Source organism: Paenibacillus sp. FSL K6-2859 (assembly GCF_038008265.1).
Classification (GTDB): Bacteria; Bacillota; Bacilli; order Paenibacillales; family Paenibacillaceae; genus Paenibacillus_AQ; species Paenibacillus_AQ nitricinens.
On the sequence record NZ_JBBOYU010000001.1, the window covers coordinates 5,698,876 to 5,721,771 of the forward strand.

General features: G+C 46.4%; 20 protein-coding genes. 9 read left to right on the plus strand and 11 right to left on the minus strand.

Translation table 11 applies throughout. The features are described from left to right. Positions 1-49 precede the first annotated feature (49 nt). The 8 genes from MHB64_RS25430 to MHB64_RS25465 all read right to left on the minus strand — a co-directional run bounded on the left by MHB64_RS25430 (position 50) and on the right by MHB64_RS25465 (position 9,337). Complete coding sequence (locus tag MHB64_RS25430) at positions 50-1,783, minus strand: family 10 glycosylhydrolase (protein WP_341135643.1); 1,734 nt, start codon at positions 1,781-1,783, stop codon at positions 50-52. A gap of 37 nt (positions 1,784-1,820) precedes the next feature. Then, positions 1,821-3,467 (minus strand): extracellular solute-binding protein, encoded by a 1,647-nt coding sequence (locus MHB64_RS25435; RefSeq protein WP_341135644.1) that lies wholly within the window; start codon positions 3,465-3,467, stop codon positions 1,821-1,823. A 34-nt stretch (positions 3,468-3,501) separates the two neighbouring features. Further along, positions 3,502-4,392, minus strand: a complete 891-nt coding sequence (locus MHB64_RS25440; RefSeq protein WP_341135645.1) for a carbohydrate ABC transporter permease — start codon at positions 4,390-4,392, stop codon at positions 3,502-3,504. Positions 4,393-4,487: 95 nt separating this feature from the next. Further along, positions 4,488-5,414: an ABC transporter permease gene (locus MHB64_RS25445; protein WP_283908901.1), complete on the minus strand. Its 927-nt coding sequence runs from the start codon at positions 5,412-5,414 to the stop codon at positions 4,488-4,490. Between the two features lie 24 nt (positions 5,415-5,438). Next, entirely contained in the window at positions 5,439-6,737 is a 1,299-nt protein-coding gene (locus tag MHB64_RS25450) for a 6-phospho-beta-glucosidase (protein WP_341135646.1), read from the minus strand. After that, a complete protein-coding gene (locus tag MHB64_RS25455) occupies positions 6,734-7,711 on the minus strand; it encodes an N-acetylglucosamine kinase (protein ID WP_341135647.1) in 978 nt (325 codons plus the stop codon). The genes MHB64_RS25450 and MHB64_RS25455 overlap by 4 nt, the downstream gene beginning before the upstream one ends. A 21-nt stretch (positions 7,712-7,732) precedes the next feature. Then, positions 7,733-8,722: a LacI family DNA-binding transcriptional regulator gene (locus MHB64_RS25460; RefSeq protein WP_341135648.1), complete on the minus strand. Its 990-nt coding sequence runs from the start codon at positions 8,720-8,722 to the stop codon at positions 7,733-7,735. A 390-nt stretch (positions 8,723-9,112) separates the two neighbouring features. Beyond that, complete coding sequence (locus MHB64_RS25465; RefSeq protein ID WP_019908812.1) at positions 9,113-9,337, minus strand: helix-turn-helix domain-containing protein; 225 nt, start codon at positions 9,335-9,337, stop codon at positions 9,113-9,115. A 246-nt stretch (positions 9,338-9,583) separates the two neighbouring features. Between MHB64_RS25465 and MHB64_RS25470 the strand changes: the two genes are divergently transcribed. From MHB64_RS25470 to nagA, 8 genes are all read left to right on the plus strand, one after another. Next, on the plus strand, positions 9,584-9,751 hold the full coding sequence (locus tag MHB64_RS25470) for a hypothetical protein (protein WP_179281690.1): 168 nt from the start codon (positions 9,584-9,586) through the stop codon (positions 9,749-9,751). Between the two features lie 457 nt (positions 9,752-10,208). Next, positions 10,209-11,105 (plus strand): iron uptake system protein EfeO, encoded by an 897-nt coding sequence (gene efeO / locus MHB64_RS25475; protein WP_341135649.1) that lies wholly within the window; start codon positions 10,209-10,211, stop codon positions 11,103-11,105. A 5-nt stretch (positions 11,106-11,110) separates the two neighbouring features. After that, positions 11,111-12,442, plus strand: a complete 1,332-nt coding sequence (efeB, locus tag MHB64_RS25480) for an iron uptake transporter deferrochelatase/peroxidase subunit (RefSeq protein WP_341135650.1) — start codon at positions 11,111-11,113, stop codon at positions 12,440-12,442. Positions 12,443-12,498: 56 nt separating this feature from the next. Beyond that, positions 12,499-14,298, plus strand: a complete 1,800-nt coding sequence (locus MHB64_RS25485) for an FTR1 family iron permease (protein WP_341135651.1) — start codon at positions 12,499-12,501, stop codon at positions 14,296-14,298. Positions 14,299-14,586: 288 nt separating this feature from the next. After that, positions 14,587-15,564, plus strand: a complete 978-nt coding sequence (locus tag MHB64_RS25490) for a LacI family DNA-binding transcriptional regulator (protein WP_341135652.1) — start codon at positions 14,587-14,589, stop codon at positions 15,562-15,564. A 236-nt stretch (positions 15,565-15,800) separates the two neighbouring features. Beyond that, positions 15,801-16,679: a MurR/RpiR family transcriptional regulator gene (locus tag MHB64_RS25495; protein ID WP_094872654.1), complete on the plus strand. Its 879-nt coding sequence runs from the start codon at positions 15,801-15,803 to the stop codon at positions 16,677-16,679. Continuing rightward, positions 16,679-17,407, plus strand: a complete 729-nt coding sequence (gene nagB / locus MHB64_RS25500; protein WP_094872656.1) for a glucosamine-6-phosphate deaminase — start codon at positions 16,679-16,681, stop codon at positions 17,405-17,407. The genes MHB64_RS25495 and nagB overlap by 1 nt, the downstream gene beginning before the upstream one ends. After that, a complete protein-coding gene (gene nagA, locus MHB64_RS25505; RefSeq protein ID WP_341135653.1) occupies positions 17,395-18,582 on the plus strand; it encodes an N-acetylglucosamine-6-phosphate deacetylase in 1,188 nt (395 codons plus the stop codon). Before nagB ends, nagA begins: the two co-directional genes overlap by 13 nt. A gap of 87 nt (positions 18,583-18,669) precedes the next feature. Here nagA and MHB64_RS25510 read toward each other — a convergent pair whose 3' ends face one another. After that, on the minus strand, positions 18,670-19,779 hold the full coding sequence (locus MHB64_RS25510; RefSeq protein WP_341135654.1) for a YhcN/YlaJ family sporulation lipoprotein: 1,110 nt from the start codon (positions 19,777-19,779) through the stop codon (positions 18,670-18,672). Positions 19,780-19,981: 202 nt separating this feature from the next. Here MHB64_RS25510 and MHB64_RS25515 point away from each other — a divergent pair, with 202 nt between their 5' ends. After that, positions 19,982-21,052, plus strand: a complete 1,071-nt coding sequence (locus tag MHB64_RS25515) for a glycosyltransferase family 4 protein (protein ID WP_341135655.1) — start codon at positions 19,982-19,984, stop codon at positions 21,050-21,052. A gap of 63 nt (positions 21,053-21,115) precedes the next feature. Here the strand turns inward: MHB64_RS25515 and MHB64_RS25520 are convergent, their stop codons facing one another. Beyond that, a complete protein-coding gene (locus MHB64_RS25520) occupies positions 21,116-22,156 on the minus strand; it encodes a glycosyltransferase family 4 protein (protein WP_094872662.1) in 1,041 nt (346 codons plus the stop codon). Next, positions 22,153-22,875 carry a glycosyltransferase gene (locus MHB64_RS25525; protein ID WP_094872664.1) on the minus strand — a complete coding sequence of 241 codons (723 nt, stop codon included), beginning with the start codon at positions 22,873-22,875 and terminating at the stop codon, positions 22,153-22,155. The genes MHB64_RS25520 and MHB64_RS25525 overlap by 4 nt, the downstream gene beginning before the upstream one ends. Between the last annotated feature and the right edge of the window lie 21 nt (positions 22,876-22,896).

The following is a 22,896-nucleotide window of genomic DNA, read 5'->3' on the forward strand; positions in this document are numbered from 1 at the left end:
GAAGACATGGCCAGCTATATTTTCAGCTCCCCAAGCTATTGCATTAGACTTAATCCGTAATTTTCACATTTCCAAATACGGCCTTATTCCTCGAATCATCCCCCGGATTGCTGAGCGCTATGCCAATATACACCTTGTCATTCATCGGGATTTGAACAGTTCCAACTGTTTGCCAGTTATTCCCGTTCGCCGAAATAGCCCCTTTGAAGGTATTTCCGCTTCTGGTCAGCTTTAGCCATCTTGGAGCCGAGGCAGCCGCAGTATGGTCGACCATATTGCCCGCGGTCTCTGCACGATACTGGAAGGTTGCCCCATTCTCGGGGGTAAGCATCATATCTGCGTGCTTCGAATTATGACCCAACGACTCCCGAATCATAATGCCGGCCTTGGCCCAGCCGTCCAATCGGCTAGTGGACTGCACTTTAACAATAATCTCCGCATTGCCGCTCGCGGATTGGTATATATAATTCAGTTGATCTCCATTTCCCCAAATATCCGTAGAGCTGCTATTGAGTGTAAATTGCTTATTGGATGAATTGTAGGTAACGTTCCCCGGCATGGAACCGATATTTCGAGCCTTCCATCCAGCTGGTAATTGAGCCGGATAGTCTTGTTCTGCCGGAGGCGTCCAGCCTGGCGTCGGCCAGGTTTCACGTTCCTTGATATTGGCCAATTCATCTTCTGGCCAGGCCCCGTAGGCAAAGAACGACAGGCGCTTCACGTCCGGATAATTCTCGCGGATTCCCTTGTAAATCTCCTGATATTGATCATCAGTCCAGTCATTATCCAGTGTGGCTACAATCTCCACATCACTGCCACTGATCCGGTCGCTCGTATCCTTCAGGATGCCGTAGGAAGTGCTGTATACCCAATCACTATTGAACTCCCAGTCATCAAAGTACGCCATCGGTGCGACAAAGTCGATATCATCCTTGAATTTGGCTACATTCTGTCCAACCTCTGTAAATTCCGGCGGCAAAATATACACACCGAACTGCACATCCGGATTTGTGGATTCAGAAATATCCTCACGGATATCGCCTACATACTGTCCAATTTGTTCTGTTCTCCATTCATTCCACTGTTCCCGCTGAGGCGAATCCGTATCGAAGTCAATGCTGAGCGGGGAATACCCGAACTGTGCCTGATACTTCGCAACCGTGTAATCACTGACGTCCATGTTGTAATTGTCGAAGCGGATCCAGTCTAGCACAACACCGTCAACAGCATAATTCTCGATCACTTCCTGAATGATGGAACGCTCATACAGCTGCACTTCGTGGTGAATCGGATTGACGAAGTATTCGTTGCCGTTAGAACCTGTGAATGGAATCTGAACCCCGTTAACCAGCGCTTGCATCTGCCATTCATCGTGAGCAAGGAAGGCTTGCTGATCATGGAACTGGGGAATCCAGGCATGAACCTTGATTCCTGCAGCATGGGCTGCTGTAATGACAGCCTGCAGAGCATCGAAATTCTCGTAGCCTTGCGCGATCGGAGCGATATCACTCTGATAAAATACACTTCCAGACGGAACCTCATCATCTTCATCCTGCTTCACGTTCATGCTGATGACATCGACACCGTAGCTTGTGGACAGCTGGATGAAATTATGGACATCCGCAGTGTTCTTAAACTGGTTTACGGTCCGTACAATAACTTCCGTTTCAAAAGGGGGATTACTCTCCTCATCGGCCTTAGCCGGCACGGAACCACCTGCTATCGAAGAAACCAATACGAAGCTTAACATTGCTATGCATCTCGATCTCAGCGCAAATGCCATAATATCGCCTCCACAAGTATAAGATTTCATAAAAGTCTTATTTCGTCGCGTTGATTTTCTTGACATTCTCCTGCCATTTTTCGGTTCTGAACTCAAGCAGCTTATCCAGCCCCGCTTTTTGAGTGTTCTTTCTGGCTGTCTCCAGTGCCGACAATACCTCTTCATCCGACTTCGCCTGAACCATTTGTGCGTAAGCAAGGGTATAAATATCCCCGATATTCTGTGCGATGATGCCAATCTCCGTATCCGGAAGCGGATCGGTATTCACAAATTCCGTAATGTCCAGCGCGGTTTTCCAGGTCACCGTGGACTGCGCCACTGTCTCCCATGATTTCTGGTTCGCGGAAAGCAGTGCCTCTAAGCTCATTTTCGCCGTATCAATAAAGGTCGTATTTCCCGCCCAGTTAAAGTCCTCGAATTTTCTCATTGTTTCGGTACGCTCGTTAGCAGGAGTCGTCTTGTATTTCTCGTTCGGAATTGGTGCTCCGTCTGCGTCCTCCTCATCCCAGTACAAGCCTTTAGGACCGAAGAAAAGCACCTTCTGTCCCTCCGGACCCGTAATCCAGTCAAAATAAGCGAAGATGGCCTCCGGATCCTTGGCCTTTTTCGTAATGACACTGACGTTCCAACCCAGCGTCTCGAAACCGCTTACAAACACTTGCGTTTTGTCTAGTCCGGCTTTATGAATCGGCCAAATAATTTCATAACCGCTGTCCGGATTGTTCGCAGTCAGTGCACGATGTCCCTCGGCTCCATACGTAGTGATATTGGATTCGACCATGACCGCTACCCGGCTGGTATTTACCTTTTCTTTGACCGCATCCTGGGTTTGCTGCAGTGCATCCTGCGTAATCAGCCGTTCACGATACAGCTTATTGATATACAGCACCATCTCCTCGTAAGCGGGATCATCCAAGATAGATGACAGCTTGTCGCCTTCCGGGTATCCCATGAGTGAAATGAACTTACTGGTAGAATGCTTCTTAAAACCGCCATACATAATCTCCAGACCTGCCCCCTTCTCGCCAACCTCCAGAGGTACAACATCGGGATACTTCTCTTGCACCAAGCGTAAATATTGATACAAATCATCAAAGGTCTCCAGCACCGGTCTGCCGAGCTCATTATAAATATCTTTATTCACCATCCATCCGCCGTTGCCGAATTGCCCGGAGGTATACCAGTTCGGGATTTGATAGATTTTCCCGTCATCTGAACGGAGCAAATTCAGGGTGGATTCCTTCACATATTTCTTGAAGTTCGGATACTTGTCATAGTAATCATCCAGCGCAACAAGTTGCCCTGCCTGCACCAGCCGTTCCACTGAGGATCCCCGGTCAGTAAAAATGACATCCGGTAAATCTCCGCCGACGATCATCGTGTTGAGTTTTTCTCCGGCCGCACCTCCCGATTGAATCGGTTCAACTGTAACCTTACGGTTCTCCTGAATCCATTTTGTCGCCTCATTATCCCCCCATGGTGATGTCGTAAGCCAGTCATAGTTTCCATAGAAGCTGAAGGTGACAGGCTTGATCCCGCTGCCGTCATCAGTGGCGACCTCGGTATTCAAATTTTTCTCGCTTGTGTTTGGTGAAGTGTTAGAATTCCCCCCTCCGCTACAGGCAGCGAGAAGAAGCACCAGCGAAGTCAGCAGAAGCGATACCCATTTCATACGATTGCCCATTCTTTTCCCTTCTTTCTACATAATATGGACACTGCTATTCTTTCAATGAACCGATCATTACGCCCTTCACAAAGTACTTTTGGAGAAAAGGGTACGTCAGGATAATCGGAATAGTAGCGATCATCATCGTAGCCATGGTCAGTGACTTCGTAGTAATCGTCCGATTTCGGTTCATATGATCCAGCGCGATGGCATTCGATGAGCCAATTTGGGTCATAATGTTGGAGTTCATAACCTGCCGCAGCAGGGTCTGTATAGGAAGCAGTTCGTCCTTCGTAATATAGATCGCTCCCGTAAACCAGTCGTTCCAGTAACCGACCGCAGTAAATAAAGCAATCGTGGCCAGCACCGGACCGGAGACGGGAATAACGATTCGGAAGAAAATGCCGTAGTTACTGCAACCGTCGATTTTGGCCGATTCCTCAAGCCCCTCCGGCAAAGCGTTGAAGAAGGTGCGGATGACAATCATGTTCCAGACGCTGATGATACCGGGGATTATCAGAACCCAAAAGGTGTCCAGCATACCCAAAGAGCGAACCAGTAAATAACTAGGAATGAGCCCTCCACTGAAGAACATCGTAATCATGAAGAACACCATATATTGTTTTCGAAAAAGCAATGTTTTCTTGGACATTCCGTAAGCTAACAGGGCCGTGAAGAAGACGGACAACGCCGTGCCGCAGAGCGTTCTAAGAATGGTGATCAGAAAAGAATTCAGCAGGCGATGATCCTGAAACACAATATAATAATTTTCCAGGGTAAATGCTCTCGGCAACAAGGTTACACCGCCGAGCGCCGTATCGCTCCCTAGATTAAAGGAAATGACCAGCGCGTTCCAAAATGGGTACAGCATAAGTAGCGCCAGCAGCGTCAAAAGGATATAAATACTCCGCTGCATGATTTTGTCGCCTAGGCTTAGTCTCATTGTTCACCTCTCCTAAAAGGTTTATGGAGCATTACTTACAGTCGATACATTCCAATAAAACTTGCATCGGAAGCATTCGCTATGAGTAGTAGTACCTACCAGAGACTAACATCTGCCCGGCGGGCTATTTTGTTGGCCATCACCAGCAGAATGACACTGATCACCGCTTTGAAAAGCCCTACCGCTGTCGCATAAGAGAATCTGGCATTTAATATCCCAACACGGTACACATAGGTGTCGATAACATCGGAGTAGGGTCGCAGGATTGGATTGGTTGCCAGCAGCAAAATGTCCTCGAAGCCTGCACTAAGCAGACTGCCGATGGCAAGAATCATAAAGATGATGATAATGGGGGTAATGCTGGGGAGTGTAATCAAGTGAATTTGCTTAAATCGGCTTGCTCCGTCTATGGAAGCGGCTTCATATAAAGTCGGATCAATGCCTGCAATCGCGGCCAGATAGACAATGCTCCCAAATCCGACCTCCTTCCACACATTTACACTTACTAGAATAGACCAGAAGTATTTGGGTAATGCCAGAAAGTTAACTGGCTCCCCTACCAGATTGAATCGCTCCAGCACATAGTTCACCGTTCCGTTATCAACAGATAATAGCGAAAATACAAAACCGGATACAATAACCCAAGACAGGAAATAAGGTAAATAGCTGACGGTCTGGATAACGCGTTTAAAGCCCATATTACCGATCTCATTCAGCATCAGTGCAAGAAGAATCGGTGCCGGAAAAGAGATAATCAATTTAAGCAAGCTAATCACAATGGTATTTCGCATCACATTCCAGAACTCCGGTGCCTCGAAGAACATTCTGAAATGCATAAATCCAACCCAGGGGCTCTTCATCATGCCGCCAAAAATATCGTATTGCTGGAACGCCATGACCACGCCATACATCGGAATGTAGCTAAAAATGAATACAAAGATAATTCCCGGCCAAACCATGGACTGCAAATCCAATTGGCTGGTGAATTTCTTCCATCTACTTGGTTTCTCGGCCGTGTTCATCCGCTTTTCCTCCTCTGGACGATTCTAGTGAAACAACGGCAAAAACGCTTTGTTCTTCTCCAGCATTTCATCCAGCAGCTGTTCAGCTACAGTGACCGAGGGCACGAGCGGATGATGAACCGTAGCCTGCAGGGCCATATCCCGGTCTCCGTGCACAGCCGCCTCGATGGTGAGGCTCTCGTATTGCTTGACCGCGGCCAGCAGGCCTTTGACGGGCTGCGGAATTTTGCGCAGCGGAATCGGCAGCGGACCTTGTTTGGTTACCACACAGTTCACCTCAATGGAGGCATCGTCCGGCAAGAAGTCAATCATTCCGTTATTCCTCACATTCAACGTCTGGATATCGCGGGAATCATTATAAATGGAGCGCATCAGCAGCACTGCCGCCTCCGAGTAATAGGCTCCACCACGCTGCTCCAGTTGCTTTGGCTTCTCCTTAAGCTCTACGTTCCGGTACAGCTCAAACAGCTCTTCCTCCACCTTCTTCACTACCTCAGCGCGCGATCCGGTCGTTGCTGCTGCTTCCTTCTGTTCCGCAAGCATCGCGTCCGTCATGTAGTAATAGCTAAGGTAATAAGAAGGGATGGCTTTCAAAGCATTCAGAAACCGGTGGTCCCAGGAATCAAACGGCACATTGCTCGCCTTGTAGTTCTGGGGGTAATCAATGAGCTCCTGTAGCTTGCTTTTACCGTCAATTACGATATCGGATACCCAGTGCAGATGGTTGATGCCGACAAACTCAGCGTAGATCTTCTCCATAGGAAGTCCGAAAAACTCAGAGAGCCACTTTTGAAAACCGATCGGCGAGTTGCACAGGCCTACGCTTTTTACCGATGAATATTTGTGAACAGCTTCAGTCACCATACCAGCCGGATTCGTAAAATTCAGCAACCAGGCATCCGGAGCTAGCTCCTCAATGTCCTTGCAAATATCCAGAATGACCGGAATGGTCCGTAGACCTTTCATCATCCCTCCAGGACCCGTCGTCTCCTGACCGATGACATCGTATTGAAGCGGAATTAATTCATCCCACTTTCGCGCTTCCAGCATACCTACCCGGATTTGAGTGCAGATAAAGTCTGCTCCGGCGATGGCCTCCCTCCGCTCAAGCGTCTGGTCCACGGTAATTGGCAGTCCGGACTCAGCAATCATACGCTTGCTTAGTTCCGCAATCGTATGCAGCTTCTCCCTTCCCGCCTCAATATCCACCAGCCATACTTCGCGGATGGGAAGCTCTTTATGATGCATGATGATGCCTTCAATAAGCTCAGGCGTATATGATGAACCCGCTCCGATGACAACGAGCTTCAAAGTCTCCTTCATAATAATAGCCCCTCCTTACCCAGTGATAGACGATCAAGAACCTCCTGATTCACACGCATACCGCTGCTTTCCATTGCCAGAACGACCGCGCCTACAACCGGTTCCCGGGTTAGAATCTTTAAAGTGCCATTTGGAGCCGAATGCTTCACACTCTGTTCAATGGCCCGCCGGATGATGCCTGAGCGATCCCCCTTGGTCAATAAGCTGCCTGCAAGTACGATGTCAAAGGAATCCTCCTCCATAGCCAAATGGCGGATTGTCGAGACCGCTGCCAAACCGAGCTCATCCCCTTGCTTGGTCAGCAGTAGGGTGGCAACCTGGTCTCCTTCATCTGCCGCTTGAAACAGCAGCTCAGCAATCTGGGGAGGCAAGTCTCTCGAATGATCCAGGTAATCCTCCCTTAACTCCGAAACACTGGAATAGCCCAGCAAATGAATTAAGCGTTCGCTTAAGACAGTCTCTTTCTCTCTTCCATCATCTGCCCGAAGAACGCTACGGAATACCTCAATACTTAGATCATAGCCGCCGCCGTAATCACCGAACCGATAGCCAAATCCACCACATTGATATGTAACGCCTCGCGGATTTTTACCGGCGCAGTTCACTCCCGAGCCGCAGATCAGCACGATCCCATAATGACTCTCTGTACCTGATCGCAGGGCAATCCAGGTATCGCAGGAAATCTCAGTTCGGGGAAGGCCAAGTCTGCTGATGATGGGTCGTAAAATTTGAAAATCGGATTCTCTATCCGCTCCAGCCAGGCCAAACCAGGAATACTCCAACTGATCCTTTGTCAGTCCTGACGCCAGAATCGCTTCCGATACAGCCTGTTGCAAACTGTTCTCCGCCTGCTCACGATTATTTTGATGATTCCCGTTCCCTCCCCTGCCTGCACCAATGACCGATCCCTGTTCATTTGCAATCATTGCATAAGTTTTGCTGCCCCCTGCATCGACTCCCAAAAAGTACTTCACAGTTCGTTTCACTCCTAATATTTAGGTTAACCTTACAGATGCGGTGGATTCACGCACGAGAAGCTGAGGAGCGAGCTTCGTTACACCAGCAGGCATCACCTCCCCATTGATTAATTTCATCAGCAAATCAACACCAATGCTGCCCATTTGCGCCTCAGGTTGTCTGACTGTCGTCAATCGGGGATAAAATTCACCTACGAACTGCTGATCATCAAAGCCAACCACTGAAATATCCTGAGGTACCAGAATTCCTTCCTCACGCAGGGCTTGAACAACACCGAGTGCAATAAAATCGTCTCCGGAAAAAATGGCTGTCGGCAGCTTATCTTCACGAATCCATCTCTTTGCCACCTCATAACCGCTACTTACTGTAAATCCGCAATATTCCGTGCCGAAGGGCGTTAGCCCCGATTCATCCAGCGCCTGTACATAACCCCGCTTGCGCTCCGCTACACTCAGGAACACCGAAGGGCCACCGATGTAGGCAATCTGGGTGTGTCCAAGACCAATCAAGTGCTTGGTAGCTTCATACCCCCCTTGATAGTTATCGACGACAACACTGGGAACATCCTCATGCTGGAGCTGGTTATCCAGCAAGACAAACGGAATATTTTTTCTTTTCAGCTCCTCCACATATTCTTTTTCCTCAAGCGGAGATAACAGGATAATCCCGTCAACGCGGTCCTTCTGAAACAGGAAGTTAACGCCTTCATCCTCATTCTCGGCTATCGACAGGGCCAAGAAATAACCTTGTTCTGCCAGCTTCCGGTTCACCACGCGAATCACGCGGTCATAGAAGGAGTCGTTAAAGTTGGTAATCGACATACCGATGACTCCCGTCTTACCACGCACGAGACTCCGCGCCGCTGAATTGGGCTGATAATTTAACTCCTCCATAGCACTCAGCACTTTCCGCCTATTGCCTTCACGCACAGAAGGTGAATTGTTAATAACTCTGGATACGGTCACTACAGAGAGCCCCGACTTTTTGGCTACATCATGAATGTTCATCTAAGCTTCTATGCCTCCAAGTTCAATAGTTTAAACGTTATAACTTTTAAGGAAATAAAAAAGGACTAACTCTTCTCGCCAAAACTACATCCTGACTGAGAATCGAACATTGAATGTCAGTTTCACCTTTATCGAAAGTATCAAAATGATTTCAAAAGTTTAAAGGTTTTAACTTTAAGATGATTTTACAACCATTCCCAATATCCGTCAATCCATAAACTGTAGTCAAATTTAATATTCCGCAATCTAAATCTTCAAAATAGCAAAGTCTTTCCGCAGGATATAATTGGCTTAAGGAAATATCATTATTCAAGAACGACAACAAAAAACCTTCCCTCACCCCTAGAGGTGGAGAAGGCTTAAACGCGTCACTTCCGAAGACATGGCCAGCTATATTTTCAGCTCCCCAAGCTTGATCAGCTCGACAACCGCTTGTGAACGGCCTTTAACGTTTAGTTTTTGCATTACATTGGAGATGTGGTTCCGAACTGTTTTTTCGCTGATAAATAATAAACCAGCGATATCACGAGTCGTTTTGTCCTGCACGAGAAGCTCAAAAACTTCGCGCTCACGATGAGTCAACAGAAATTTGCTGTGGTGTTCGTTCCCCTTCAATGGTGTCACCCCTCCTTGCCCTGGGTTTGTTTGGTATAACAAGGTAAAGGGATACAGTCAAAACATATTATGTATTGATGAAGTTAATGGTGCTGTCATAACTACAAAATGGGCTTAACCATCCGAAGCTTATTACACCGCTTTAGTAGGACATTCAGCCGCAAAACTTGAAATTCTCTTGGATAGAATCATCTCCTTACAGGGCAAACTACAACTTGTTGTTTCTTATTAAAAGGAGGTGTAAGTATGAGCAACTCGAAAAATAATCAACCTACTAAGGCAGAGGTACAAACTACGAAATTAAACAAATTGCCACTAGTCGGTAAATTCGAACCGGAATTTTCTGCTGAGGAAGCCGCAGAAGTATTCAAAAATCAACCCTCTACGGAACATGAATCCCATAATGAACAATAAAATAAAGACGACACAGAATGGCGCTGTCGAATAAGTAGCTTTTTCCTATAAATGAGACGTTCTGGTTAATTATAAAAATTGTTCGCAGCACAGAGCAGCGATTCATCCATTATTGGAGAATCGCTGTTTTGTGTTGTTGGTCGTGAACTGCCGCTCCTACAGTGTATTCGTCATTTCCTTCTGATGCTTGCAGACCCAGATGACGTGTCCGATAGCTACTTCGTACGTGCAAATAAATGATCAAATCAAACGAAATGTTACTTGCTAATTCCCGTATATAATTAGATATATTTCTACAAACTCAACTCCCAGTCCCGGGATTTTTTTTGTCGTGCAAAATATAACTATGAAATACATCACATTTTTATATTGACAGTAAATGTATACGGACTTATGATAAGTCCAGCATAAATGATAACGATTATCATTCACATATAAAAAAGGGGTGCTTCATTCAATGAAATTCACATATGCCGTGCCTGCAGGTCTACTTGCAGCCTCCATACTATTTACCGGGTGTGCCAGTAACAACAATAACAGTAATAGCAACACTAGCAATAATAACTCTGCAAATGCTGCTAACAGTACCAAGGTAACAAATACATCTGATACCACTACAGCAACTACTGCCGACTTTACATCAGCGGTTGAACAATATCGTACATACGTCATCGAGCAATGTGATGAATTTGTAAAGCAAACAGAAAATTTCACGAACGCAGTTAAAGAAGCAAAAATTGAGGATGCAAAGGCACTTTATGCGCCAGCCCGCATGTATTATGAGCGAATTGAGCCGATTGCAGAAGCACTTGGTGATTTGGATCCGAATATTGATGCCCGCGAGAATGACGTAGATGCTGCTGAATGGCGCGGCTTCCATAAGCTTGAAAAGGCACTCTGGCAGGATAACACAACCAAAGATATGACCGAAGTTGCTGACCAATTATTGAAAGATGCCCAGCTTCTACGTGCAAAAGTAGAGACCGTAGAAATCGACGCCAATCTGCTCGTTACTGGTGCTGTAGAACTGCTAAATGAAGTTTCTTCTTCTAAAGTAACAGGTGAGGAAGAACGTTACTCCCACACAGATCTGTATGATTTCGTCGCTAATGTTGAAGGTGCCCAAAAGATATACGAGCTGTTAAAGCCAGAACTGGCGAAAAAAGATGCTGAGCTGGAAAAAACGATTGGTGAACGGTTTGCAGCTTTGCAAGCTGAGCTTGCTCCTTTCAAATCTGGAGATGGATATGTTTCCTATGAAGAGCTGAAGGAAGAAGATGTCCGTAAGTTGAGTCAGAATTTGGATGCCTTGGCTGAGCCATTGTCCAACATGGGAACTATTCTAGGAGTGTGATCATCATGAATAAGCAAAATAGATCTACCGGTTTACCAGCAAATGCAGAGGGTGCCCCTATAAATGAAGAAACCAAGAGCAATCTTATATTAGATAAAAAACTAAGCCGCCGCGATATGCTGCGGCTTACTGGCGCCACTAGCCTTGGTCTATTATTAGGGGGTGGAGGTGTTGGTGGAATTATGGCTGCGCGCAATGCCGTAGCTGAGCCAACAGTAGCCTCCGATGCTGATTCCATTCCTTTTTACGGGAGTCATCAGGCCGGCATTCTAACCCCTGCGCAGAATTTCATTTACTTCGCAGCCTTTGATCTGACCACAACGAAGCTATCCGATGTAAAAAAGCTAATGCAAGCATGGACAACTGCCGCAGCTTCTCTTACTACTGGCAGCCTCATTGGCGACGTCAATGACAACCCTAATCTCCCACCCTCCGATACAGGTGAAGTGGATGGTTTAAACCCTTCACGCTGTACGCTTACCTTTGGTGTCGGCCCTTCTTTTTTTGACAACAGATTCGGTTTATCTTCCAAGCGTCCAACCCTATTAGCCGACCTTCCAGCATTTACGGGAGACAGCCTGGATCCTAAGTGGTGTGGTGGAGATATTTGTGTCCAAGCATGTGCTGATGATCTGCAGGTGGCCTTCCATGCCATCCGAAATCTGGCACGTATTGCCCGTGGCACAGCCGTACTCCGTTGGACACAGGAAGGCTTCCAGCGCACAGGTACAGCTGATCCTAAAGGGACGACGCCTCGTAATCTTCTGGGTTTCAAAGATGGTACGGGTAATCCTGATACTACGAATGAAGCAGTAATGAACGAAGTGGTCTGGAACAATAGCAGTGACGGTCCTTCATGGTTGAGCGGCGGCACTTATATGGCAGTTCGCCGTGTACGTTTTCGAATTGAGGTCTGGGACCGTTCCTCTCTAAGCGATCAAGAAGCCACCTTCGGCCGTTATCGTCATAACGGAGCGCCTATCGGTGCAAAGGATGAATTCGATGATCTGAATCTTAAAGCCGCTGATGCTTCCGGGAAGCCTATTATCCCGCCGGATTCACACTCTGCCTTAGCACATGGTGACGGCACAGTTAAAATGCTGCGCCGCTCCTACTCCATTTCCAGCGGATTAGATGCCGCAACGGGTCAGCTCGATGCAGGATTATTATTCATTAGTTTTCAACGGGATTTAATGAAGCAATTTGTTGCGATCCAGCAGCGTCTCTCCAAGAGTGATCGGCTAAACGAATATATGACTCATACAGGCAGTGCGGTATTTGCCTGCTTCCCAGGTATTCGTAAAGGCGGCTACATCGGGGAAGCACTTTTAGGCTAAGTCAGCCCTTTTTCCAATCAAATTTTCCTGTCCATTATTGAAAGGGGATTATCCCGATGTACTCTCTTAATAAACGGCTGCTATCGAAGGCAGCCGGACTGATTCTGTTTAGCATCATATGTATACTGATGCTATCTAACCCGGCGGGGGCGGAGGGTGATGGCCCGGTCGACGAGCTGCTGCCGCCTGTCGGCAGCGCGCTCGTCGAAGCCGGCCAGAGCCGCTGGGACGCGGCCGCCGCCGATGTAGAAGCGTTCGCAGCGCTGTGGCGCACCGCGAACGCGAACACGCCGGACCCGGCACTTGCCGGTCCGGCTGCCGCCGTTGACGCCGCGCTTGCAGACGCGGCGGCGGCCCTTGCGGCGGGCGATGGTGCGCCCGCCAAAACGGCACTGTCCACGCTCGCAAGAAGCGTGGACGCGTATGTCACCGCCGCCACCGGCACGGACGGCGGTGACACCGGAGCCGCCGGCCAAGAGACGGCGGCGAAACTGTTGCCCGCAGCGGAGCGCACGCGGGATGCGGTGCGCAGCGCCGACTGGAACGCGGCAGCGGCAGCGTACCGCGACATCGTCAGCGGATGGAAGCCGGCAGAGCGCAACATCCGGGCCGATAATTCCGCCGTCTACAGCTTGCTGGAGACGAAGATTAGCCTGCTGCGCATCGCGCTGCAGGCAGAACCGCTCCGCGAGGAGTCGGCGAAATCAGAAGCCGAAGCCTTGTATCAGCTGCTTGCCGATTACAGTGAAGGCAAAGCAATAGATGCTGGAGATACTTCCGGTAAACCAGCATCTATTGAAGGATTGATCAGCCATCTCAACAAAGCTTCTTCCACTGCCAAAGCAGGAAACAGCGCAGAAGCAGCTAATATCATGGAGCAATTCATCGTAGATTGGCCTTCTGCTGAAGGACAAGTACAGATTGCATCTCCAGCGGTCTATACCAATATTGAGAACGAAAGTGCAGCAGTCACTGGCTACCTGCTCTCTAATCCACCTAAGCTAGATCAAGCCTTAAAGATCATGGATAATATGGTCACTGAGCTGACTCCTTTGGCTGGTGAGACAACCTATAACGCTTGGGATGCTGCGCTAATTCTTCTGCGTGAAGGACTGGAAGCGATCCTCGTATTGTCTGCCCTTCTTGCCTACCTGAAGCGTGATGGCAACACAAAAGCACAGAAATGGATTTGGTCTGGCGCAGCTGTAGGACTTGTAGCAAGTATCGCATTAGCCGTTATACTCACCTATACCATTTCCCGCGCAGCTTCTGGTGGAGCACGCGAGATGATTGAAGGCATCACAGGTCTTGTAGCCGTCATTATGATGCTTACCATTGGACGCTGGCTGCATAGTAAATCAAATACCGCAAATTGGAATAACTATGTTGGACGGCAAGTGGATGGAGCATTAGCAAAGGGCAATCTTTGGTCTTTGTCCTCCGTAGCAGCGCTTGCGATTTTACGTGAAGGAGCAGAAACCACCATTTTTTATGTAGGGATGGCCCCTTCCATTAAATTGTCTCAATTGCTGCTAGGGATCGGTAGTGCTCTAGTGATTCTAGGAATTGTAGGTTACGCAATTATTGCCTTAAGTGCGAAATTGCCGATTGCCGCCTTCTTCCGTACAGCTACACTTCTTATTTACTATTTAGTATTCCGCTTTCTTGGAGAGAGCATTCACTCCCTTCAAGTCGCAGGGAAACTACCCGCACATGTACAGGATGGGTTACCTTCTATTAGCTGGCTGGGGATGTATCCAACTTGGGAAACTTTAGTGCCTCAGCTGCTTGTCCTTGCATTTATTGTGTGGGAGATACTGCGCAATAGAGCACCAAAAGCGTCACAAACTGTATAGCTACAAAGAAAAACGGTTGTCATCTTTAACGATGATAACCGTTTTTTGTAGATTTTAAATGAAGCCGATCCTATGGCCTTTATATTAGAAATGAAACTAGATGATACCGGTCCGTCACGCCCGTTAGGTTACGCCGGTTTAGTCCGGTAATCTCTTGCAACTACAGTCTAATTTATGAAATGGATTCCATAGCAAGCTTTTTATTTGCGATGTAATTTACGGACGATATAATAGAATAAAAAGACTATATACAACACAAAAGCATCAAAGGGAGGCTGTTGTTCTCGAATGGCTAATATAAAAGAAATCGCCCGTATGGCTGGTGTTTCCGTGACAACGGTCTCGCGAGTACTCAATAATCATCCTTATGTAAGTGAAGCCAAAAGAACCATTGTCCTAAATACCATTGAAAAATTAAACTACACGCGTAATATGAACGCCGTACATCTAATTACCGGCCGTACCCAAGCCATTGCGGTTATTATCCCTAACATCAACCTTTTTTATTTCTCTGTAATTATTGGAGGCTTAGCCCAAGAAGCGCTGCTAGCGCATTACCGACTCATTCTGTGCCAGACCAATTATCGTCATGAAGAAGAGCTCAAGGTACTGGAGATGCTGCGCAACAAAGAAATTGACGGCGTGGTAATTGTATCTACGAGAATGAGCTCAGAAGTCATTGAAGAATATACAGCATATGGCCCGATAGTCATCTGCCAAGATAGAGGCGAATGCCGCTTCTCTTCCGTGTATATTGAGCATTATTCTGCTTTTCGTTCCGGCCTGCAGTACTTGAGTGACAAGGGGTACCAACAGATCGGTTACTGTGAAGGCAGGCAGCACGGCAGCAGTAGTTCCATCCGGCAAATTGCCTTTAGTGACTTTCTAGCCGCTACCGGACAGCCTTTTCATGAAGAATGGATGATGTATGACTGTATGAATGAAGAGGATGGCGGTCGTGTATTGCACCAACTGCTGAAAATGAAGAAGCGACCCAATGCCCTGATTATATCAGGCGATCATGTGGCAGCCGGTCTGATCATCGAAGCGTGGAAGAACGGAATCCGTATTCCTGAAGATCTGGCGGTCATCGGATTTGACGACCAGCCGATCGGACGAACTTTAGGTCTCACCACCATAGATAACCAGTTACCTGAAATGGGTGTTACAGCTTTTCGGATCATCTATAATCAGATCCAAAATAATGATAGTCATCCTGTACACCGTAAGCTTGAGTATCGCATTATTGAACGTTCTACGGTATAGCTCGATTCAGTTATTGTTCAAAAACGGTCCACCTCGCAGTCTTCTGTGAGTGGGCCGTTTTTATTTAAATAGAAGAGAGACTAATAATTCTCGCATATTATCCTTATTGTATTCATTTTTACCCCTTGCATCCGGTTAGATTTTGTTTTATTCTGAATATGAAAATAATTTTCTTATTTTAATAAATAATTTTAAAAATAATTTTAAAAAGCTACATTATAAGTCGAGGTGAATGGATGTCCCCAATTTTATATGCACTTGAGCATGAAAAGTCCAAGCTATCCCAAATGGAGCGCAAGCTGGCGGAACGGATCCTGTCTTCGCCAGGTGAAATCGTTCATATGGGCATCACAGAACTCGCAGAGCAATGCGGTATTAGTCCTGCTACTATCACACGTTTTTGTAAGGTTCTGCATTTTAAAGGCTTCCCAGATTTCAAAGTAAAGCTGGCAGCTGAAATTGCTCATAGCGATGCAGCGCCTCAGGATGGCGGTTCTTCTTATCAAGATATCGTTGCAGGTAATCCGCTTTCCGTTATTGTGGAAGCGATGCAAACGAACCACCTGACCTCCATTCGGGATACGACTTCACTCCTAGATCTGGAACGATTACAAGCAGCCGTTAATTTATTGTGCCAAGCAAGGCGAGTGGATCTTTACGGCATGGCAACTTCCTCCATTGTTGCACAGGATTTCTATCAGAAGCTGATCCGCATTGGCGTGAATTGCACCGCTTTCGCCGATTCCCATATGCAGATTACATCTGCCTCTTCGCTCTCTGAAGGCGATGTCGTATTCGCAGTATCGTATTCCGGGGAAACCCCAGAGACCATTGATGCTTTAACTTGTGCCAAAGCCAGCGGAGCAAGCACAATCGCTTTAACCTCTTACGGCAGCAGCCCCTTGGCAACTCTGGCTGATATTCCACTGTTCTCCTCTTCTCTGGAAAAAGGAATGCGCCGAGGAGATATGGCCTCACGAATTGCCCAGCTACACATCATTGATATTTTGTTTACTGGAATGGTCAGCACCCGTTTTGGGGATTTTATTCCTAGACTGGAGCAATCTTATTTGAATGTCCAACATTACCGAAACAAACGAGGAGGTCAATCTTAATGAATATTCTTAAGTTCAACAGTGATGAAGATTTTGTACAAACGGGTGCGAATCTAATTGCCAGCCTGCTTCAAAGCAATCCAAAAGCGGTGCTCGGTCTAGCGACCGGGAGTTCCCCAGTTGGTGTTTATGCCAAATTGGTTGAAATGCACCAAAAAGGACTTGTAAGCTTCTCGAAAGCTTCTTCCTTCAATCTTGATGAGTATGTCGGACTTCCTGTTGATCATCCGCAAAGCTATCGCAGTTTCATGAACGAGCAATTATTCAATCATATTGATATTGACCCAGGGCAGACACATATCCCTAACGGCAATGCTGCAGATATGGAAGCGGAGTGCCGCGCATACGACAAAATGCTGGAAGAGAACGGACCGGTTGACTTGCAGATCCTTGGGATTGGAAGCAACGGGCATATTGGTTTCAATGAACCAGATGCTAATCTGAGCAGCAAAACACATGTCGTTGATTTGCTTGAAGACACACTGGAAGCAAATGCCAGATTCTTCGACTCTTTGGACGATGTACCACGGCAAGCAGTCACTATGGGCATCGGCGACATTCTGAAAGCTCGCCAGATTCTATTGTTAGTACGTGGTGCCGGCAAAGCTGAAGCCATCCGGAATGCCGTTGAAGGTCCGATTACTACCCAGTGCCCTGCATCTTTACTGCAAAGCCATCCGAATGTAATTGTCCTTGTAGATGAAGGAGCAGGAAAATGGCTGAAATAAACGAAGCGCTAGGAAAATTACTGTTTGGTAAGGTGCTAACCCCCCAAGGATTAATTAAGCATGGCGTAATTGCAGTATCTGGTGAGCAGATTCATTATGCCGGCGAGGCAGCATGGCTTCCAGAGATTTACGCTCACTGGCCTGCTAGTGGTCAAGCTTCGGAAGACCTGCTTATCCCTGGATTTGTGGATGTGCATGTACATGGTGGAGCTGGCCACGACTTTATGTATAGTGATGCTGAATCTTTAAATACCATCACTAAATTTCACAGCTCCCAGGGAACAACTACCATGCTGGCTACAACTATGACTGCTTCTAAGCCAGCCATTGACCAAGTCTTTGCTGAAATAAACGCATATCGCGCCACTGAGATGCCATACACACAAATCGTGGGCATGCATTTGGAAGGACCGTTCATCAGCCCGAAATGGTCTGGAGCTCAGAATCCTGAGCATATTGTTCTGGCTAATATTGAGTGGCTGGAACAATGGGAGGATGATTATCCAGGCCTGATCCGGCAAGTCACATTGGCTCCGGAACGTGAAGGTGCACTAGAAGCTATCCTCTGGCTACGTAAGCATGGTATTACCGCGGCTCTTGGTCACACCGATGCTTCCTTTGAAGAGGTTATAGCTGCGGCAGATGCCGGATTAAATCAAGCCGTGCATATGTTTAATGCAATGACACCACTACATCACCGCAAGCCTGGAGCTGCTGGTTCTGTACTATTCGATAAACGCATACGTGCGGAGATCATCGCCGATGGCATACATGTTCATCCTGCAGCGATTTCTCTAGTGGCTAATCTAAAAAAAGATAACAATTTGTTATTGATTACAGACGCCATGTCTGCAACAGGTCTAAGTGATGGTGAATATACGATCGGTGATTTACCTGTGCTAGTTCAAGATGGCATCGCAACACTTAAAGATAACCCTGCCGCTTTGGCGGGTAGTACACTTACCATGATTCGTGGCTTCCGTTATCTCATACAGGAAGTAGGGCTCACCCTAGAAGAGGCCTCCCATGCTGCAAGCCTTACTCCGGCGATATCCATTGGAATGGAGCGTTCCATCGGTACCTTGGAAGCCGGAAAACGCGGTGATATCCTGCGTCTTGACGCTGAATTGAATTTGCGAGGCGTATGGATTGGCGGTCGCCCAATTACCATTTAATAAGGTGGCTATATAATAAAAAAGCAACAATTCTCGCCACAAAGGAGAGGACTGTTGCTTTTTTTGTTTATAAAATCGAACTATTGATTAATAATTACGCGTTGGAAAAATTCGCTCAACCATCGTTCGGAATTCATCCACAAAGCCCTTGATCGGATGACCCGCACGGGCCTCTTCTGCATAAACGTTAACACGCTCTACAAAGTCTGGGTTTGCTGATACATATACATCCTTAATTGTTGCATCATGTTTTTTAACTTCAGCAGCGATTTTCGCTTTAATTTCTTTAGTAACCGTATCTGTTTCTTTCATATTCATCGTGTTATTTGTATTGTTCATGTGAGTCGAATGAGTACCGTTCATGTGAGTTGAATTACTTCTATAATTCGTACCATGAGTACTATTGGTGTAGTTTGGAGTGATACTGCGAATACCCATTCCAGTCCCCAAACCATCTGTCATCCCTGATCCGGTTCCGGTTCCGGTAGAATTTCTAGTTCCCATGCCCATTCCATTACCAATGCCCATTCCCATATTGACATCACGTTTCGAACCGTTGCTATTCAGCAGAGGTCCATTATTATAAGTATGGGTTCTGGTCCCCGTTGTCCCAGTACCTGTACCTGTTCCCAGACTTCCCATTCCGGTTGTTCCATTTCTGTGAGTACCCATGCCAAGTGTTGCAGTTCCAGTGCTTGTTGTACCAGGGACGGTATTCACAGTGCCTTTCAGAGCTCCGTTCGTTCCATTCGTTACGGCCCCTGTATCATTCATTCCATCGCGCCCTATTTTCACTCTTCCCGACATTACTCCAGTCGGTCCATAATTGTGTGGAACTGTAGATGATTTGGCTCGATACGATGTAGTACCTTTGGCCCGAAGACCAGTAGTTGTATCATGTAACGTTACGGCGACATACGCATTTTTACCTGCAAGCATTACGTTCGCTGTACGAACTTCAGGCATAGCAGCAATACGATCAGCAAGCTCCTGACTGACCTCCATTTTAGTAATATTATGCGTACCCATTGTTCCTCCGCGTACGGAGTTTACACCGATACGTCCGTCATTTACCCCACGGACACTATTAGTTTGCACATTAGTCTTTTCTGCCGTGTTCGTCCCACACCCTGTAATACTCACCAAGCCTAGAAGTAATGCGGCTGAGACTGACATGCTGATCTTGGATCGCATCATGAATTCATCCTCCATCTCTATTGTTGTATGTGTGCAGCGTAACAGTCGTTAGCATGACCTTCCGAAGAACAAGCTATCCTGAAAGGATTTGGAACTATGTCTGTTTACCGTCACCTGCGAAAGCACATCGGCGTATCTTATAAACAGTAAGCCGTATTTCAACGAAGTCGGTATTGCTCCGCAAAAGTCAGGAGGCACGTGCATGAAAGTTTTATTCACGTTTTATATACCGAGTGGCGGGGTGGAAACTTTAAATAAGCTGCGGTGCGAGAGTCTCCAGCGGAATGGGATCGAATGTCATGTTTTATATCTAATGCCTGGTTCAGGAAGCCAGAATAAGGCTAACTTTCCGGTCTTCATTTCCTCTTTAGATGAGGAGATTAAAGAAGTTCTTGAGACACATAACTATGATGCCATTATTGTTACATCCGATTATTTATTGCTTAAGCGTCTGCGCGAGCTCGGTTATGGCGGTATTTTGATATACGAATCTCAAGGACTTGGAAAACGGAGTCATGCGGAAGATCTAATCAAAGACGCTATCCCTTATTTCCGCTCCTACTGTAACGCAGTCTTAATCCCACCAACGGATCATTTACTGGAGCTGTTTATTGAAATCTGTCCATGGCTACATCGGTATGTCATTCCCAATATTGTTGATGTTCAGTCCTTTCAGCATATCCCTGCCGATCCTCCGGCTGATCCGGTCATCGCTTGGGTCGGGCGTCTGGAAAGCAACAAAAATTGGCGGGAATATTTGAAAATTGCCCATCAAATTCGCCTTCACAAACCAAACCTTCATCTATGGATGTTTCATGATCCTGAATTAGCCACAGAGGATCAAAAGCAGCTCTTCCAAGAAGAATTGCATAGGTTAGGTCTGAACGACCGTCTAAGTACCTTTACCAACATCCCTAACCATGTGATGCCGATTTATTATTCCTCCATAGCTAATTCTGGAGGGTTCCTGTTATCCACTTCTGTTACAGAGGGATTTGGATATGCCGTTGCGGAAGCCATTTGCTGTACTTGTCCCGTGCTTAGCACGGATTCCGACGGCGTTAGATCTTTTATTGTGCATAATATTTCAGGTAAATTTTATCCTCTTGGCAACATACAAACGGCCGTCAATGAAGGGCTAGAGCTAATGAACAATATATCACTGCGAAATGCACTCCGTCAGCAAGGAAGAATTTATATGGTTTCACGTTACGGTACGGAAAAATATGCGCAGTCTTTTCGTGAAATGATGAACTCCTTTGCCATCTTTTAACTGCAAAAGAACCTTCAAACCACTTTATGTGGATTTGAAGGTTCTTTATAATTTTGGGACATACTAAGATGGATTTCTTGATACAATCTCAAATAACATATTTTGAAATATTCGTGTACTTTTTTCCCAAGTGAACTCCTGTGAAACCTCTTCCCCCTTACGAGCCAATCGTTGCCGTAAAGACGGGTCTCTGATTAAGGTTATAATGTCATCTGCAAGCCGATTCTCAAATCGGTAGGACATTAAGCAGTTATGACCATGTGTACAATATTCCTTATTCCCGCCGGCGTAAACCGTAACGAGTGCTGCACCACAACGCATGGCCTCGATCCCTGGTAACGAACCTGTATCATACGTGCTCGAACTTACAAAAATATCGCTCTCACTATAGTGGAAACAAAGTTCTGTATCATTCGCTGGAGTTCTTATTTGGTAACGTTCGTCGTTCACTAGGGCTTGTAGCGTTGTAGATTCCGCTTGTTCTCCTGGAGGAGAAATTAAATATATTTCGACCTCTGGATGGTAGGCTTTAACCTTGTTTAATTGCTGAAGTAAATAATCCTGCTCACGGTGAGCTGAGAATCCGCCCTCTGGTTTTCGCATAATCGCGGAAATTACCAGCCTTTTATTACGATCACGGATTTTCGTATTTTTAAAAACAGGACCTACTCCGATCGGCACGATTCTCCCTTTAATCCCATGGTTCATCTGGACAATTCCTTGTTGCCAGTGTGATAGAACGAGTAGGTTAGGTGCAATATTATACGATGAAAAAGAACGGCTATTGTCAGGTAAAAAGGTAGGCTCATAACAAAGCGCCAATCGAACATGAATACCTTTCCCCTCTTCACTTGCCTGCTGTGATACCTCGACTGTGGTATAGAAGTTGGAGATAATCACATCTCCTGCAGGAAAATCGCTTGCTGCCAGTTCTCCTTCTTTTGCATAGATCAGTTTACATTTCATCTCGTATTCTACGACACCATCGCTGGGTAAGAGGATCGTCACTTCATGACCCATTTCTGTCAGACGATTAGCCAGCTCCGTGAGCATACGCTGCGCCCCGCCTCTAGTTAGAGTTAGAACAGGAAATATTAATTTCATTTCCCTCTCTCCTTTTGCAACAAGCGTGATAGAACCCGGCGATGTCTTGCTTGTACCTGCTCAATCTCCTTTTTCTGCTCCTCTTTGTGAATCACTGAGCCCATTTCATTATGAACTCGGTAATCAAGCAGCGGTTCCTCTATATAAGACCATGAATAATACGGCAAAATACGCAACCATAGATCATAATCTTGTGTATACAACAATTTCTCATTAAATTTCCCAACTGCACAGAAGATCCCCATATGGAGAAGAACAGTACTTCCATTTACCGGGCAGCCCAACATCATAGTCTCAATAAAATGGGCCCTGCTGTTAAAAATCATACTTATCGTCTCGGAAATCCGCTCACCCTGCTCGTTTATATAATAATAGGCAGTATAATTAAACAAAGTCCCTGTGCTCTTGAGCATTTGCATCTGGTGTTTGATTTTATTCGGATGAAATAGATCGTCAGCACTTAGCCAAGCAAAATAAGTTCCAGTAGCCACTTCTATCCCTTTGTTTAGTGCGGAGGCGGTTCCTCCATTGCTTTTTCGTATATAACTAATCTTATCTCTGAAGGGCTCAAGCTTCTCCATCCAAAGCGTAGATCCATCATCGATTACAATGATCTCTATGTTCGAATAACTTTGTTCCAAGACGCTTTGGATGGCGAGATCCACATATGGACAGTTATAAAAAGGAATGATCACCGACACTTTAGGTTCTTCACTCATGCGCTCACCTCCTTCACCTGA

Bases quoted from the DNA above. Each gene is read 5' to 3' on its own strand.
- MHB64_RS25430 (WP_341135643.1), bottom strand. From the start codon at position 1,783: ATGGCATTTGCGCTGAGATCGAGATGCATAGCAATGTTAAGCTTCGTA.
- MHB64_RS25435 (WP_341135644.1), bottom strand. From the start codon at position 3,467: ATGGGCAATCGTATGAAATGGGTATCGCTTCTGCTGACTTCGCTGGTG.
- MHB64_RS25440 (WP_341135645.1), bottom strand. From the start codon at position 4,392: ATGAGACTAAGCCTAGGCGACAAAATCATGCAGCGGAGTATTTATATC.
- MHB64_RS25445 (WP_283908901.1), bottom strand. From the start codon at position 5,414: ATGAACACGGCCGAGAAACCAAGTAGATGGAAGAAATTCACCAGCCAA.
- MHB64_RS25450 (WP_341135646.1), bottom strand. From the start codon at position 6,737: ATGAAGGAGACTTTGAAGCTCGTTGTCATCGGAGCGGGTTCATCATAT.
- MHB64_RS25460 (WP_341135648.1), bottom strand. From the start codon at position 8,722: ATGAACATTCATGATGTAGCCAAAAAGTCGGGGCTCTCTGTAGTGACC.
- MHB64_RS25470 (WP_179281690.1), top strand. From the start codon at position 9,584: ATGAGCAACTCGAAAAATAATCAACCTACTAAGGCAGAGGTACAAACT.
- efeO (WP_341135649.1), top strand. From the start codon at position 10,209: ATGAAATTCACATATGCCGTGCCTGCAGGTCTACTTGCAGCCTCCATA.
- efeB (WP_341135650.1), top strand. From the start codon at position 11,111: ATGAATAAGCAAAATAGATCTACCGGTTTACCAGCAAATGCAGAGGGT.
- MHB64_RS25485 (WP_341135651.1), top strand. From the start codon at position 12,499: ATGTACTCTCTTAATAAACGGCTGCTATCGAAGGCAGCCGGACTGATT.
- MHB64_RS25490 (WP_341135652.1), top strand. From the start codon at position 14,587: ATGGCTAATATAAAAGAAATCGCCCGTATGGCTGGTGTTTCCGTGACA.
- MHB64_RS25495 (WP_094872654.1), top strand. From the start codon at position 15,801: ATGTCCCCAATTTTATATGCACTTGAGCATGAAAAGTCCAAGCTATCC.
- nagB (WP_094872656.1), top strand. From the start codon at position 16,679: ATGAATATTCTTAAGTTCAACAGTGATGAAGATTTTGTACAAACGGGT.
- nagA (WP_341135653.1), top strand. From the start codon at position 17,395: ATGGCTGAAATAAACGAAGCGCTAGGAAAATTACTGTTTGGTAAGGTG.
- MHB64_RS25510 (WP_341135654.1), bottom strand. From the start codon at position 19,779: ATGATGCGATCCAAGATCAGCATGTCAGTCTCAGCCGCATTACTTCTA.
- MHB64_RS25515 (WP_341135655.1), top strand. From the start codon at position 19,982: ATGAAAGTTTTATTCACGTTTTATATACCGAGTGGCGGGGTGGAAACT.
- MHB64_RS25520 (WP_094872662.1), bottom strand. From the start codon at position 22,156: ATGAAATTAATATTTCCTGTTCTAACTCTAACTAGAGGCGGGGCGCAG.
- MHB64_RS25525 (WP_094872664.1), bottom strand. From the start codon at position 22,875: ATGAGTGAAGAACCTAAAGTGTCGGTGATCATTCCTTTTTATAACTGT.